This is a genomic window from Litoreibacter halocynthiae (assembly GCF_004365635.1).
Classification (GTDB): Bacteria; Pseudomonadota; Alphaproteobacteria; order Rhodobacterales; family Rhodobacteraceae; genus Litoreibacter; species Litoreibacter halocynthiae.
Window position 1 is genome coordinate 285,949 of the sequence record NZ_SOBH01000001.1, and the last position, 14,007, is coordinate 299,955.

A 14,007-nucleotide genomic window follows, 5' to 3' on the forward strand; every position below is an offset into this window, starting at 1 on the left:
AGACCCAATGAAAGACACCATTCGCCTAGATGCAGACGACAATGTCGTCACCGCCACCCGTGCCTTGGAGGCCGGAGCCTCCGTCGAAGATGTGACAACCACCGGCCTGATCCCGTCGGGCCACAAGATCGCCACCCGCGCCATCGCCAAGGGCGCGCAGATCCGCAAATACGCGCAGATGATCGGCGTGGCATCGCAAGACATCGCGGCGGGCGATCACGTCCACACGCAGAATTGCGACTTCGTGCCGACCGCGCAGAACTACGAATTCGGCACCGACATGCGCCCCGTTACGCCTGCGACGGGCGACACCTTCATGGGCTACCGCCGCGACAATGGCAGCGTCGGGACGCGCAACTACATTGCAATCGTCACCTCGGTGAACTGCTCGGCAACCGCCGCGCGGCGCATCGCGGATCACTTCACGCCGGAGCGGCTGGCGGATTATCCCAACGTCGATGGCGTCTGCGCCTTCGTGCATGGCACCGGCTGCGGCATGGCGGGCGACGGCGACGGGTTCGAGGCACTGCAACGCGTCATGTGGGGCTACGCCCGCCACCCAAACCATGCGGGCGTGCTGATGGTCGGCTTGGGCTGCGAGATGAACCAGATCGATTGGCTGCTGGACGCCTACGGGCTGAAGCAATCGGAGACGTTTCAGGTGATGAACATCCAAGGCGTCGCGGGCCTGCAAAAGACCATTGAGCTGGGCATCAAGAAAGTCGAGGCGATGCTGCCCATTGCCAATCAGGCGACGCGTACGGAATGCCCCGCCTCGGAATTGAAGGTCGCCCTGCAATGCGGCGGCTCGGATGCGTGGTCCGGCGTCACGGCCAATCCGGCTTTGGGCTACGCTTGCGACCTGCTCGCGGCCCAAAGCGGCACCGGCGTGCTGGCGGAAACGCCCGAGATTTACGGTGCCGAACATTTGCTGACCCGCCGCGCGGTCTCGCCGGAAGTGGGGCAAAAACTCATCGGCCTGATCGAGTGGTGGAAGGATTACACCGAGCGCAACAAGGGCTCCATGGACAACAACCCCAGCCCCGGCAACAAGAAGGGTGGACTGACCACCATTCTGGAAAAGTCGCTGGGGGCGGCAGCTAAGGGCGGCACCTCGCCTCTGACCGGCGTCTATAAATACGCGGAGCCTATAACCGCCAAGGGGTTCACCTTCATGGACAGCCCCGGCTACGATCCGGCCTCCGTCACGGGACAAATCGCGGGGGGCTGTCAGGTGGTGGTGTTCACCACCGGGCGCGGGTCGGCGTTTGGGTCCAAGCCCAGCCCGACTATCAAAGTGTCCACCAATACCGAGATGTATAAACGCATGACCGACGACATGGACGTGAACGCAGGCGACATGCTGACCGCTGGCGTGTCACTGGAGGAAAAAGGCCGCGAGATATACGAGCTGATCCTGCGCGTGGCGTCGGGCGAGGTCTCCAAGTCCGAGGCGCAGGGTCTGGGCGACTTCGAGTTCGTCCCATGGCAGATCGGCGCGGTCATGTAATGCGGCTGCTGGTTGCAGGCATAGGTCTGATCGGAGCGCGACATCTGGCACATGCGCTGGAGATGCCGCAGATCGAGGTGGTCGGCGTCATCGACCCGCAACTGACGCAAAGCCATGTGCCGCATTTCGATAGCATAGACGCGGTGGATGTTGGGGCCGATGCTATCCTGATCGCCACGCCCTCGCATCTGCACGCCGACCACGCCGAAGCTGCGGCGGCGCGGGGGTGGCATATGCTCATCGAAAAGCCCGTGGCCCATTCGCTGAACGCCGCTGACCGCATCGTCGCGGCGGCGGAGCGGGCAGGGGTGCAGACCTTGGTGGGCCACCATCGCCGCCACCACGCCGCCGTGGCCAAGCTAAAGGCGCTGCTTGACGCGGGTGCGATTGGCACGCCGGTGCTGGCATCAATGATCTGGGCGCTGAAGAAGCCTGATCCTTATTTCGAGGTGCCATGGCGGGCGGGGCCGGACGGCTCGCCCGTTCTGATAAACCTCGTCCACGAGGTCGACCTGCTGCGCCATCTTTTTGGTGAGGTAACCTCGGTGCAAGGCATAGGTTCGAACACTCAGCGCGGGGCGGCGCGGGTGGAAAGCGGTGCAGCGCTTCTGGGGTTCGAAGGCGGGCTGGCGGCAAGCATCAGTTTTGCCGACACCACCGCGTCACCCTACAGTTTCGAGGCAGGGACGGGGGAGAACCCCAACATCGCTACGACCGGTGAGGACTACCTGCGCATTTGCGGCACCGAAGGCGCCATCGCCTTTCCGTCGCTCACTGTCTGGTCGGGGGCGGCGGACTGGTCGCAAAAGCCTCAACGCGCGGAACATGGCGTCAGCCCCAACGTGCCGCTGGTGGCGCAGCTGGCGCATTTTGCGAAGGTCTGTGCTGGAGAAGCAGCGCCTCTGGTTCGCGCGCTGGAAGGGCGCAAGACGCTTGAGGTGACGCTGGCGATTGCAGCGGCGGTCGCGCCTGATCGCGCACGGGTGACCTCGCCTGCGGCCTCGGCCCACCCGCCCGCGCCATCCCGTTCAACCGCCTAGAGAGGACACGACATGAGTTTCGAGACCCTGACCCAAGCGCAAAAGGACTTCTACGACAAGGAAGGCTATCTGATCCTTGAAAAGCGCATTCCGGACGATATCATGGCCGACCTGCATGCGGAAATTGCCAAGTATCAGGAACAGGCCAAAAGCCTGACCGAGAGCACCGACCAGATTGATCTGGAGGACAGCCACACACCGGAAAACCCCCGCGTCAGGCGCATCAAGCAGCCGCATACCCATAACAAGGTGATGCGCGACTTGATGTATTCCGATCTGATCCTCGCCCCCGCCCGCGACCTGATCGGGCCGGATTTGCGGTTGCACACGACCAAGCTGAACATGAAATCGGCTGGCTTCGGCGCGGCGGTGGAATGGCATCAGGACTTTGCCTTCTACCCGCATACAAATGACGACGTGCTGGCGATTGCGGTGATCCTTGACGACATGGACAGCGAGAACGGCCCGCTGATGGTCTTTCCGGGATCACACAAACACAAGATCTATGACCACCATGTCGACGGGGTATTTGCAGGCGCGATCGACCTTGCCGCCTGCGGCTTCGACATGAAGGACGCGGTGGAGTTGAAGGGGCCTGCGGGCTCGGTGTCGATCCATCACGGGCGGATCGTGCATGGCTCGTCGCTCAACAAATCCACGCAGGACCGCCGCCTGCTGTTCTACGAGATGATGGCGGCGGATGCGTTCCCGATCATGGGCTCGCTGACCCGCTGGAGCGACATAAAGGAGTATAACGACCGGATGCTCTGCGGCGACCCGACGCTGGAGCCGCGTGTCCAAAGCATTGGCGCGCGCATCCCCGCGCCGCTGCCCACCGACAATTTCACCATTTACGAAATCCAGAAACGCCTTCACGCGCGATCCTTCGAGGTGGCCAAGTGAGCATAGCCGTCATCGGTCGGGGGCTTTGGGGTGCGGCAGCGGCGCGGCATCTGGCGATGGCGGGCCACGACGTAACCCTGATTGGCCCGCCCGAGCCGCGCGACAAGCGCAGCCACCAAGGCGTGTTCGGCTCGCATTATGACGAGGGTCGGATCACCCGCAAGAACGCGCTGGATGAGTACTGGGTCGGGGTCTCGACGGCGGCGATTGACCGGTATGCCGAGATCGAACGCCAGAGCGGTATCCGCTTCTACACGGAGATCGGCGCGGTGATGGCGGGGGGCAAGGCGTTCATGGCCCGCGTCGATGTGGGCCGCCTGAAGCACAATGTCCCATGTGATGTTCTGGACCACCAAGAGCTGGCTCAACGGTTCCCGTTCTTCCGCTTCCCCGACCACTTCACCGGCTATCACGAACCGACGCGCGCGGGCCATGTCAGCCCGCGCAATCTGGTCGCGGCCCAGACCAAGGCGGCGCAATCTTTCAACGCCAAACTGGTGGAGGAAACTGTCACCGGGCTGGACGAGCACGGCGATCATGTGGAGGTGACCACCGATCAGGGCCGCCACCGCTTCGACCAAGTTCTGGTCGCCGCCGGCTACAACACAGACACGGTTCTGGCGCGCCCGCCAAAGCTGGAGGTCTACGCGCGTACAGTTGCGTTCTTTGAGGTCAGCGAGGCGGAGGCCGCACGGTTGAGTGCCATGCCGACGCTGGTCTATGACACGCCGGAGGACCCGTATCTTTTGCCGCCAATCCGCTACCCGGACGGGAAGCTCTACATCAAACTGGGGGGCGATCCGGAAGATGTACCCTTGGTCACAGCGACAGATATCCGCGACTGGTTCCAAGGGGGCGGCAACGCGCAGGTCCGCGACCACCTGCACGCGATGATCCGCACTCTGATGCCGGAGCTTGACATACTAGCTGTAAGCATGGAGGCCTGCGTGACCTCTTGGACGCAGGACCGGCTGCCGGAGATCGCGCGATTGTCCGACCGCCTTGTGGTTTGCACAGGCGGCAACGGGGCAGGGGCCAAATGCAGCGACGAGATAGGCCGCCAAGGCGCGGCGCTGATATTAAATGAAACTGGAGTGAACAGATGAGCAAAATCGGATTTATCGGCCTTGGCCTGATGGGTGGCGCAATGGTGGGGCGGTTGCAGGACAAGGGCCACGATCTGGTGGTCTTGGGCAACCGCGACCGCACCTATCTGGATCAGGCACTTGCCCGCGGCGCGACCGAGGCCGCGAACGCACGGGAGGTGGCCGAAGCTTGCGACATCGTCATGCTGTGCATGGGAACGTCGGATCAGGTCGAAGGCCGGATGCATGGTGCGGACGGCGTGATCGCCGGGCTGAAACCCGGCGCGGTGGTACTTGATTTCGGCACCTCGCTGCCTGCCTCGACCAAAGCCTTGGGCGAAGAGGTTGCGGCCGCAGGTGGCGCCTATCTGGACGCGCCGCTGGGCCGCACGCCGTCGCACGCCAAAGACGGTTTGCTGAATATCATGTGCGCGGGCGACAAGGCGGCGTTCGACAACGTCAAGCCTGTGCTGGATGATCTGGGCGAAAACGTCTTCCATCTGGGCGCGCTTGGGTCCGGCCATACGATCAAGCTGATCAACAACTTCTTTGGGATGACCGTCGCCAACGCGATGGCCGAGGCGTTTGCCATGGCGGATGTTCAGGGCGTTGACCGCAAGGGGCTCTATGACGTGATGAGCGCGGGGCCGCTGCATTCCGGCATGATGGATTTCGTCAAGGCCTATGGGGTGGATAACGACCCGAACCAATTGGCCTTCGCGATCAAAAACGCGGCAAAGGATGTGGGGTATTACGCCAAGATGGCGGATGATGCGGGCGTGGATTCGATCATGTCGAAAAGCACCCTGACCGCGTTGGAAACGGCGCGCGACGAAGGTCGCGGAGAGGACATGGTGTCCCAGATGGTGGACTTCTACGCTGCCAAGCTGAAGTCGTAACACATGAGCCGCGTCGCCGTTCCTGCGCTGGAAGATCGGGCAACCCTTGGCATCGGGATGATGCTGGCGGCGTGGCTATTTTTCTCGATGATCGACACCTCGGTGAAGTGGCTGGTGCTGGCGGGGCTGCCTGCGTTGCAACTGGCCTTCATGCGCTATGTCGGGCATTTCGTCATCTCCACTTGGGCCGTGGCGCGCGGCGGCATGGATGTCGAGCGCTTCAAAACCGACCGTCTGGGGCTGGTGTTGTTCCGCGCCTATCTGCTGACCTCGTCGACCGCGTTGAACTTCATCGCGCTGCTCTACCTGCCGCTAACCGTCACGGCGTCGATCATGTTCACTTCGCCCATTCTGGTGTGTCTGCTGGGCCGGCCCTTGCTGGGCGAGCGGGCGGGGCCATGGCGCATCTTCGGTATCGTTCTGGGCTTTGTCGGCGTGCTGGTGGTGATGCGGCCCTTCGGGACGGAGTTCCACTGGGCCATGCTATTGTCGCTCAACAACGCGCTGGCGATGGCGCTGTATTCGATCCTGACGCGCAAGCTGTCGGGGGTGGTGTCGACCGAGATCATGCAGTTCTATATGGGGCTGTTCGGCACGGTGGTTTTGCTGCCCACGGCGATCTGGACATGGACCAACCCGACGACGACACTGGATTGGGTGTTGCTGGTCCTGTTGGGGGTTTTCGGCTGGGCGGGCCACGAGCTTCTGACCCGCGCCCACCGCTTCGCCACGGCCAACACGCTGATGCCTTACGCCTATTTCTTCCTGCTGTTTCTGTCGATTTCCAGCTACCTGATCTGGGGCCATATCCCCGATGCCGCGACGCTGATCGGGGCGGCGATCATCATCGGCTCCGGCCTGTTGATCTGGGTGCGCACGCGCAAGCGCGCGGTGCTGCGCACGCCGCCCGGCGTGTAGCAACGCACGCATGGTTAATGTAGTCTCAACGGGAGGGGCGTAGAACATCTCTCGACGTCACAAGAGTGGTTAATCAGGATCCCGCCAGCCGGCCGCGACCAGCATGGGCAGCGGGGCACCCGATCAAATCGCGCGATACATATCCGGCCAAAAGCCGGACGGGATGCGGGGGTAAAACCCTGTCCGGCAGCACACCACGCTTCGGCGGCGCCGCCACCCTTACTACTTCCGAATAGAGCATTTTTGCCCACCCTCGATGGTTTCATACCAGCTCGGGGGCTTGTGGCGTTGACCCGTATCAAGGTTTGGCGCACGGTCCACCCGACTGGGAGGATCACATGAAAAACGCCGTATTGTTCGGGGTGGGCATGGTGTCGGACACACATCGTCTGGCGCTGGAGGCGTCCTCGCATGCCCGCTTGGCCGCCGTCTGCGCCCGCAGGCCAGAGCGCGCCGCCGCCTTTGCCGAAACGCATGGATTGCGGGCGGTCACGCTGGCCGAAGCCTGCACCGATCCCGACCTTGATTTTGCCATTGTCGCCACGCCGCCCAATGCCCGCACAGAAATCGTCTCGGCACTGGTGCAGGCGGGCAAACCTATCTTGATGGAAAAGCCTGTCGAGCGCGGTTTGACCGCCGCGACGGCCCTTGTGGAGCGTTGCGAAGCCTCGGGCGTGCCGCTTGGCATCGTCTTTCAACACCGTATGCGGGAGGCGTCACAGAAGCTGACCCAGCTCATGGCAGAGGGCGCGTTTGGGCCGTTGGCGATGGTCCAGATAGACGTGCCTTGGTGGCGCGATCAGGACTATTACAGCACCCCCGGTCGCGGCACGATTGCGCAAGATGGCGGCGGGGTGCTGATCACGCAGGCGATCCATACGCTTGATCTGGCGCTGTCGCTTACCGGCCCCGTGTCACAGGTACAGGCGCTGGCGCGCACGACCAAGTTGCACAAAATGGAGGCCGAAGATGTCGTGGCCGCAGGGCTAGACTTTGCGAACGGCGCGGTGGGCATGCTGACCGCCACCACAGCGGCGTTCCCGGGGACGGCGGAAAGCATTACGCTCCATTGCGCCGATGCCTCGGCGCGTTTGCAATCTGGGGAGCTGCATATTCACTGGCAGGATGGTCGCCACGAGACGTTCGGCGAAAACGCCGAGACCGGCGGCGGGGCCGACCCGATGGCCTTCACCCATGCGTGGCATCAAGGCGTGCTCGATGACTTCGTGCAAGCCTTGGACGCGGGCCGCCCACCCCTTGTGACAGGCCGCGCGGCGCTGAAGACCCATGCGTTGATCGAGGCGCTGATGGATTCCTCGCTGGAAGGCAAGCGCATGAAGGTCCGGAATGTCTAGGTCTTAAGCCGCAGCCTTAGGGCTGAGTTTACCCGTCACTGCTCCGGTGCTTTGCGCACCAGAGATTGCGCGGTATAGACGAGGATCGCAGACCCGACCGCTCCCATTGCCGCAATCCCCAGCAGCACGATGACGTCGACCGGCCCGCCAATGTCGCGCAGGCCTGAATGGGTCATGGCCTGCACGAACACCACCGCAAGCACCGCACCGAACGGCATCGACAGCTGCGCCCACAGGAATTTGCGCATCGATAATTCCCGATCACGGATCAGCACGTAAAGATAGGCCAGCGTGACGACGACCGCCGCCACGACCATTGCCCAAAACAGGCCGCGCCCGAAGATTTCCTCGAACACGGCGAACATGGTTTCGAATGTCAGTTGTTCCATGGGGCGTCCTCCTCAGGCTTTGCCGCGCAGCATTGCGTTATAGGTGGCTTTCAGCGCCACCTCCTTCATCAGCCAGCTGATCCACAGCTCCTCCAGCGGTGCGATCATGCCGGGGAAGGACGGGGTCAGGTTGTTGTTGTAGTCGAACTCCACCAGCATCGCGCGACCCACACGGGTGATCAGCGGGCAGGACGTATAGCCGTTATAGCTGGCACTGCCTTCGCGCCCCTCGATGGCAGCGATCAGGTGGTCCTCGACCACCGGCACCTGCCACTTCACCGAGGCCGCGGTTTTGCCTTTCGGCACGCCAGCCACGTCGCCCAAGGCGAAGATTTCGGGGTAACGCAGATGGCGCAGCGAATGCTTGTCCACCTCGACCCAACCCTGATCGGTCCACTTGTCGGCCCAGCTTAGGCCCGACTGGCGGATCACCTCCGGCGCGCGCTGCGGCGGAATGACATGCAGGTAGTCATAAGCCATCTCTGTGTCGCCCTCCGGCGTGGCGAAGGTGGCGCGTTTCTTGCCCGGATCAACGGCTTTCAGCACATGGCTGTAATGCGGGGTGATGCCGCGATCGGTGAACAGCATCCGCACCTTCTCGGACACAATCGGCACCCCGAACAGCGCGCCGTCATGGGCCGCGTAGTGCATCTGGTGCTTGCCTGCGCCTGCGGTGCGTGTGGCGATGTCCTCGATCAGGAACGTATGCTTGAGCGGCGCACCCGCGCATTTCATTTCCGTAGCGGGTCGGGTGAAGATGCCCACGCCGCCGTCTTCTGCAAACTTCGACGCGGCCTCCCATGTCTTGGCGGCGTATTGCGGCCCCGCATACAGCGCGCCGATGCCATTGGTGCCAACCAGATCCAACGAGAAGCCTTCGATGGCGTCATGGTCCAGCACAAGGCCGGGTGCCACGACAAGGAAGTCATACGGCACTGTTGTGCCGCCGGTCGTGTCCACTGTTTTGGCAATCGGGTCGATGGCGGCGGCAGCCTCTGCGATATGCGTGATCCCTTTGGGCAGCCATTGGGTGGTTTTCGACTGCGTGTAGGACGCGGGCTTGAGCCCTGCGGCGACCAGCGACAAACCGGGCTGGTACAGATGCACCGCACTGGGGTCGAGGATGGTTATGTCTGCGCCGTCCAGCCGGTCCATCAACCGGTTGACCAGTGACGTCCCGGCAGCACCCGCGCCGATCATCACGATGCGGGCCTTGGTCGGGAGCTTGGCGGCTGGCGCGGGCTGCACTGCCGCTGCCGTTGCCAATCCCCCCGCGATAAGGCCCAGAAAGGCGCGGCGCGAGCTGTGCAGGTCATGTAGGTCGGTCATGGTCGTCTCCCCTGAAAATGCCCGTGTGCCACATGGGCACACGGGTGTGTGTGGCTGTCTCTAGAAGCTCATCACGGTGGTGTCGTCGCCAACAATTGCGGCCCCCATCGCGTCCGGGGCAGCGGCGGTGACGCCGTCCAGCAATACGGAGGCATCAACCCTCTTTCCGGGCAGATAGATCGCGCAGACCTGAACTTTCAGCCCCTGTTTCTCCATCAGCATTTTCATCAGGCCTTGCGGGCTGACGTCTTTCGGCGGCTGGCCTGTCGTGGCGGACGCAGGCGCGTCCTTCAGCGCGATGTCACCCGCAGGACCGCAAAGCAGCACCTCGGCTGACGAACCTGCGGCCATGGCGTTCATGGTCAGGACCATGGCCATCAGTTGGGTCTGTGGTTCGGGGGCGGTCAGGATGGTGATCAGCTTGTTCGGGTCATCCGCCTGGGCCGACGTGGCCAGCCCCAAGGCAAGCGCGGATGCGGTGAGGAATTTGGAAATACGCATTTGGATACTCCTTTGATGCGTTGAGAAACCTTTATTCAGGGACGCAGATTGCACCCGCGCGGACCGCCATGGCCGTACGCCAGATCAGCCCGAAGATGACGACCACCAACAGCGCCAGAAGACCTGCGCCGATCCAGCGATGGGCGTCGGAGCCCGCCGCATGGGCGTAGCCGAAACTCGCGATGGACAGCGCCGCGATGGGGAAGGACAGCGCCCACCATGACAGCGCGAAGGGCAGGTTCCGCAGTTTGGATGCCTGCGTGGCGACAAGCAGGGCGAAGATGTAACCGGCGTTTAGCAAGACCTGCCCGAATGGCCCGACCTCGCCTTCCAGACCCATCCACGCGGTGAAGGCCACTGCAGGGGGTGCCACGAGGATCATCAGCGTCGGCACCATTTTTCCCGGCATCGGGTCGTGAAACATCAGGCGGTTCATCACCAAGGTCAGCAGGATGATCCAGAAGATCAGCCCGCCGGAGAAGAACAGCCATGACAGTTCCACATACCCCAGCTTGGTCCCCGCCAGCGGCACGATGACGTTGCCCACCGCGGGGATGAACCATGCAGGTGTCATCATCCCCGTCTGGAACGACCGGTGACCGATCCACGCGGACAAAACCGACAGCGCAAGCACGCCTTGCAAGCCGGTCCCGAACAGCCACAAAGGCTCCGCCAGTGCAGGCGCGGTTTCCACCAGCGCCGTGGCGAGCAACAGCAGCGAGATAGAGATCGCAGGGAAGAAGGCGATCTTCACCGGATGGTGCCAGTCCGCCGCCACCTCGGCGGAGTGGCGCAGGGCTTTAGCGATGTAGCCCGCAGAGATCGCGATCAGCAAAAGGACCGAGAAGACCAGCACGGCCTGCGACAGGGTGTGGCTTCGGGCGAAGATCGTTTCAGCCGCCCGCATGGCAAGGGTGAAGCCCATCATGCCCATGCCAATGGCGAAAAAGGTGATGGGAAAGTTGGCGAGCCGCGTCTGGCTCGCAGCTGTTGTGGAAACGGACATGATCAGACCTCTGGCGGCGGAAAACGACTCGCTCCGCTATAAATTCAATTTAATGAATATAAAGAAATTGCACCCGCGGCATTGATCTGGGTCAATCACGTTCAAGGCATGTACGATGCGACGCTTCCTTCGATTTTTGAAGCCTGTCACCGCTCTGATCGGGTATTCCGCGCTTGACGCCCATCAGCCCATAAAATATAGCCTAAAACCTCTGAGCGGGTATGGTGAAATGGTATCATAAGAGCCTTCCAAGCTTAAGGTGCGGGTTCGATTCCCGCTACCCGCTCCAGAATTCCCCACAGATGCGAACCGCCTTATAACACTGCATAATTTGCGGTGCCGTTGCCGTTGATTGATCGTTCAAAACCTCTACAAAGATGCATCGGCATGGCGGGTGAGCGGTAACGGAAGGGCGGCGATATGACGTATCTTGGAATTGATCTTGGCACTTCGGGGCTGCGTGCTTTGCTGGTCGCCGCCGACGGGCAAATGATCGGAGCCGCCGAGCACCACTACGAGGTGGCGCATCCCCATTCCGGCTGGTCCGAGCAAGACCCCGCCGACTGGATTGCCGCCCTTGACGTTGCGATGGACGAGTTGCGATCTGCCCACCCCGAGTTTGCCGCGCTTAAAGGTATCGGCGTTGCGGGGCATATGCACGGCGCGACCTTGCTGGACGATGCGGGCTCCGTGCTGCGCCCGTGCATTTTATGGAACGACACGCGCGCGTCGGCGGAGGCCGCGCGGCTGGACGGCACCGACAAGGTGCGAGCGCTGTCCGGCAATATCGTCTTTCCGGGCTTCACCGCCCCCAAGCTCGACTGGGTCCGCACCCACGAGCCGGAGGTTTTCGCTAAGACCGCCCGCGTGCTGCTGCCCGCGGCCTACCTCAACCACTACCTGACCGGTGACTACGTGGCCGACATGTCCGACAGTGCGGGCACCGCTTGGCTGGATGTGGGCAAGCGTGACTGGTCGGACCACCTGCTGGATGTCAGCCACATGCGCCGCGACCAGATGCCCAGGCTGGTCGAAGGGTCGGAACCTGCTGGTTTGTTGCGCGATGACCTGGCGTCGAAATGGGGTGTGTCGGACGTGACGATTGCGGGCGGTGCTGGCGACAACGCCGCCGCCGCTTGCGGGATCGGCGCGATGGACGAAGGGCAGGGGTTCGTGTCCCTTGGCACCTCCGGCGTGGTGCTGGCCGCGCGGGACGGCTACCGCCCTGCGCCGGACACTGCGTTGCACACCTTCTGTCACGCGGTGCCGGATCGCTGGTATCAGATGGGCGTGATGCTGTCGGCAACCGACAGCCTGAACTGGTTGGCGCGGATCACCGACACCTCCCCGAAAGAGTTGACGGCGGACTTGGGCGAGGAGCTGCAAAAGCCAGGTTCGGTATGCTTCCTGCCCTACCTGTCGGGCGAGCGCACACCGCATAATGACGCGGAAATTCGCGGCAGTTTTACGGGGCTGTCCGCAGGAACCACGCGCGATGATATGACCCGCGCGGTGCTGGAAGGCGTGGCGTTCGGGCTGCGTGACAGTTTCGAGGCGTTGAAAGCCACGGGGGCTGAACTGGAGCAGTTGATCGCTATCGGCGGCGGCACCGGCTCGCGCTATTGGTTGCGCTTGATCGCGACCGTTTTGGGCGTACCGCTGGCCTTGCCTGCGGGCGGTGAGTTCGGTGCGGCGCTTGGGGCCGCACGGTTGGGGATGGCGGCGACAGGGGCTTCACTCGATCAGATCATGACCACACCGGAAATCAGCGAAGTGATCCAGCCGGATCGTGCATTGCAGGCGGAGTATGATGCGGCCTACGTTAAGTTTCGCGCCGCCTATCCCATCATCAAGCAGGCTCAGTAACCGCCGCGCGTTTGCGGCGTGCGGATGCCCAAGATGCTACCTGCGACTTGCGTGCGCAGGATCTGCGCGGTGCCGCCGCCGATGGTGAACATGCGCACGTCGCGGTACATCCGCTCCAGCGGCTCCTCGCTGCCGTAACCCCGTGCGCCAAACATTTGCAAAGCATCATTGACCACCTTGATCGCCGCCTCGGAGGCGAACAGCTTTGCCCGCGCCGCCATAGCGATGTCGGGGAAGGGGGACCCGTTGGGGCCACGCGATTGCGCGGCCTCGTGCAGCATCAGGCGCGACGCGTGGACAGATGCGTCCATATCCGCCAGCATCCATTGCAAGCCTTGAAATTCCGCCAGCGGGCGGCCGAATTGTTCGCGCTCCAGCAGGTAGCGTTTGGCGTGGTCCAGCGCGCCTGCGGCGACGCCCATGGCGATGGTGCCAGCACCCACGCGCTGGCTGTTATAGGCGTTCATCAGATCGGCAAAGCCGCGCTTGAAGCCGGAGGGCGGGCGCAGCACATGGGCGTCTTCGATGAACACGTCTTTGAATTCCAGCGTCGTCTCCGGCATGCCGCACAGCCCCATGGTGCGTTCGCGGCTGACGACGGTGAAGCCGTCATGGTCCATGCCGTTCTCGGGGTCTTGGCACATGATGAAGCCGCCGATGCCTTGATCTTCTCCGTCCTCGTCCAGCACGCGGGCAAAGACCAGATGCAGCTTGGAGACCCCGCCGCCGGTGATCCAGTGCTTGGTGCCGTTCAGCACATAACCCCCATCTACGCGCCGCGCGGTGGTGGTCATCTGGGTGGCGGCGCTGCCTGCGTCAGGCTCGCTGATGCAGATGGCGGGCTTGTCGCCTGCCAGCACGTAAGGCGCGACGAATTCTTTTTGCGCCTCGGTCCCGTAGGCCATGATCGCGCTGATGCCGCCCATATTGGCCTCGACCACAATGCGTGCGCTGAGCGTGCAGGCTTTCGCCAGTTCCTCGACCACGATCACGGTGTCCAGCCATGAAGCGCCCTGACCGCCATACCGCGTGGACAGGGTCATGCCCATCAGGCCTGCGCTTGTCAGGTCTTTAATGTTGTCCCAGCAATAGCTGCGCTCTTGATCCCATTTCGCCGCACGGGGGGCGAATTTGGCGGCTAAGTCCCGCGCGATGGCACGGTAGGACTCGGAGGAAGAGGTGTGTTTCATAGCGCGATTGTGAAGT

The 14,007-nt window shown here is 62.8% G+C and carries 13 protein-coding genes and 1 tRNA gene; 9 read left to right on the plus strand and 5 right to left on the minus strand.

Annotated features, from left to right (window positions below):
• Nucleotides 1-7: 7 nt before the first annotated feature.
• The 7 genes from BDE40_RS01400 (at nucleotide 8) to BDE40_RS01430 (ending at nucleotide 7,710) form a co-directional block, all read left to right on the plus strand.
• On the plus strand, nucleotides 8-1,510 hold the full coding sequence (locus tag BDE40_RS01400) for a UxaA family hydrolase (protein WP_134012137.1): 1,503 nt from the start codon (nucleotides 8-10) through the stop codon (nucleotides 1,508-1,510).
• Entirely contained in the window at nucleotides 1,510-2,550 is a 1,041-nt protein-coding gene (locus BDE40_RS01405; RefSeq protein ID WP_246030327.1) for a Gfo/Idh/MocA family protein, read from the plus strand. The genes BDE40_RS01400 and BDE40_RS01405 overlap by 1 nt, the downstream gene beginning before the upstream one ends.
• A 12-nt stretch (nucleotides 2,551-2,562) precedes the next feature.
• Nucleotides 2,563-3,453: a phytanoyl-CoA dioxygenase family protein gene (locus tag BDE40_RS01410; protein ID WP_134012141.1), complete on the plus strand. Its 891-nt coding sequence runs from the start codon at nucleotides 2,563-2,565 to the stop codon at nucleotides 3,451-3,453.
• The gene (locus BDE40_RS01415; protein WP_134012143.1) at nucleotides 3,450-4,559 is read left to right on the plus strand and encodes an NAD(P)/FAD-dependent oxidoreductase; all 1,110 of its coding nucleotides are present in this window, start codon (nucleotides 3,450-3,452) and stop codon (nucleotides 4,557-4,559) included. The genes BDE40_RS01410 and BDE40_RS01415 overlap by 4 nt, the downstream gene beginning before the upstream one ends.
• A complete protein-coding gene (locus BDE40_RS01420; protein WP_134012144.1) occupies nucleotides 4,556-5,437 on the plus strand; it encodes an NAD(P)-dependent oxidoreductase in 882 nt (293 codons plus the stop codon). The genes BDE40_RS01415 and BDE40_RS01420 overlap by 4 nt, the downstream gene beginning before the upstream one ends.
• Before the next feature lie 3 nt (nucleotides 5,438-5,440).
• On the plus strand, nucleotides 5,441-6,355 hold the full coding sequence (locus tag BDE40_RS01425; protein WP_134012145.1) for a DMT family transporter: 915 nt from the start codon (nucleotides 5,441-5,443) through the stop codon (nucleotides 6,353-6,355).
• A gap of 338 nt (nucleotides 6,356-6,693) precedes the next feature.
• Nucleotides 6,694-7,710 carry a Gfo/Idh/MocA family protein gene (locus BDE40_RS01430; protein ID WP_134012147.1) on the plus strand — a complete coding sequence of 339 codons (1,017 nt, stop codon included), beginning with the start codon at nucleotides 6,694-6,696 and terminating at the stop codon, nucleotides 7,708-7,710.
• Between the two features lie 35 nt (nucleotides 7,711-7,745).
• On the opposite strand, the gene BDE40_RS01435 is transcribed toward BDE40_RS01430, so the two are convergent.
• The 4 genes from BDE40_RS01435 to BDE40_RS01450 are packed head-to-tail and all read right to left on the minus strand — an operon-like array spanning nucleotide 7,746 to nucleotide 10,935.
• A complete protein-coding gene (locus tag BDE40_RS01435) occupies nucleotides 7,746-8,099 on the minus strand; it encodes a DUF5368 domain-containing protein (protein WP_134012148.1) in 354 nt (117 codons plus the stop codon).
• Nucleotides 8,100-8,111: 12 nt separating this feature from the next.
• Entirely contained in the window at nucleotides 8,112-9,428 is a 1,317-nt protein-coding gene (locus BDE40_RS01440) for an NAD(P)/FAD-dependent oxidoreductase (protein WP_134012149.1), read from the minus strand.
• 60 nt (nucleotides 9,429-9,488) lie between these two features.
• Nucleotides 9,489-9,929: a hypothetical protein gene (locus BDE40_RS01445; protein ID WP_342774991.1), complete on the minus strand. Its 441-nt coding sequence runs from the start codon at nucleotides 9,927-9,929 to the stop codon at nucleotides 9,489-9,491.
• A 31-nt stretch (nucleotides 9,930-9,960) separates the two neighbouring features.
• Nucleotides 9,961-10,935, minus strand: coding sequence for an SLAC1 anion channel family protein (locus BDE40_RS01450; protein ID WP_134012151.1), 975 nt, complete (start codon nucleotides 10,933-10,935; stop codon nucleotides 9,961-9,963).
• Between the two features lie 215 nt (nucleotides 10,936-11,150).
• Between BDE40_RS01450 and BDE40_RS01455 the strand changes: the two genes are divergently transcribed.
• Both BDE40_RS01455 and xylB read left to right on the plus strand, forming a co-directional pair.
• Nucleotides 11,151-11,224 (plus strand) — tRNA-Gly (locus tag BDE40_RS01455).
• Between the two features lie 131 nt (nucleotides 11,225-11,355).
• Nucleotides 11,356-12,801: a xylulokinase gene (xylB, locus tag BDE40_RS01460; protein ID WP_134012152.1), complete on the plus strand. Its 1,446-nt coding sequence runs from the start codon at nucleotides 11,356-11,358 to the stop codon at nucleotides 12,799-12,801.
• Here xylB and acdA read toward each other — a convergent pair.
• Entirely contained in the window at nucleotides 12,795-13,991 is a 1,197-nt protein-coding gene (gene acdA / locus BDE40_RS01465) for a 3-sulfinopropanoyl-CoA desulfinase (RefSeq protein WP_134012153.1), read from the minus strand. The two genes, xylB and acdA, sit on opposite strands and share 7 nt — an antisense overlap.
• Nucleotides 13,992-14,007 lie beyond the last annotated feature (16 nt).

Coding starts and splice junctions, on each gene's coding strand:
- xylB (WP_134012152.1), top strand. CDS start 11,356: ATGACGTATCTTGGAATTGATCTTGGCACTTCGGGGCTGCGTGCTTTG.
- BDE40_RS01420 (WP_134012144.1), top strand. CDS start 4,556: ATGAGCAAAATCGGATTTATCGGCCTTGGCCTGATGGGTGGCGCAATG.
- BDE40_RS01400 (WP_134012137.1), top strand. CDS start 8: ATGAAAGACACCATTCGCCTAGATGCAGACGACAATGTCGTCACCGCC.
- BDE40_RS01430 (WP_134012147.1), top strand. CDS start 6,694: ATGAAAAACGCCGTATTGTTCGGGGTGGGCATGGTGTCGGACACACAT.
- BDE40_RS01425 (WP_134012145.1), top strand. CDS start 5,441: ATGAGCCGCGTCGCCGTTCCTGCGCTGGAAGATCGGGCAACCCTTGGC.
- BDE40_RS01435 (WP_134012148.1), bottom strand. CDS start 8,099: ATGGAACAACTGACATTCGAAACCATGTTCGCCGTGTTCGAGGAAATC.
- acdA (WP_134012153.1), bottom strand. CDS start 13,991: ATGAAACACACCTCTTCCTCCGAGTCCTACCGTGCCATCGCGCGGGAC.
- BDE40_RS01450 (WP_134012151.1), bottom strand. CDS start 10,935: ATGTCCGTTTCCACAACAGCTGCGAGCCAGACGCGGCTCGCCAACTTT.
- BDE40_RS01440 (WP_134012149.1), bottom strand. CDS start 9,428: ATGACCGACCTACATGACCTGCACAGCTCGCGCCGCGCCTTTCTGGGC.
- BDE40_RS01410 (WP_134012141.1), top strand. CDS start 2,563: ATGAGTTTCGAGACCCTGACCCAAGCGCAAAAGGACTTCTACGACAAG.
- BDE40_RS01405 (WP_246030327.1), top strand. CDS start 1,510: ATGCGGCTGCTGGTTGCAGGCATAGGTCTGATCGGAGCGCGACATCTG.
- BDE40_RS01445 (WP_342774991.1), bottom strand. CDS start 9,929: ATGCGTATTTCCAAATTCCTCACCGCATCCGCGCTTGCCTTGGGGCTG.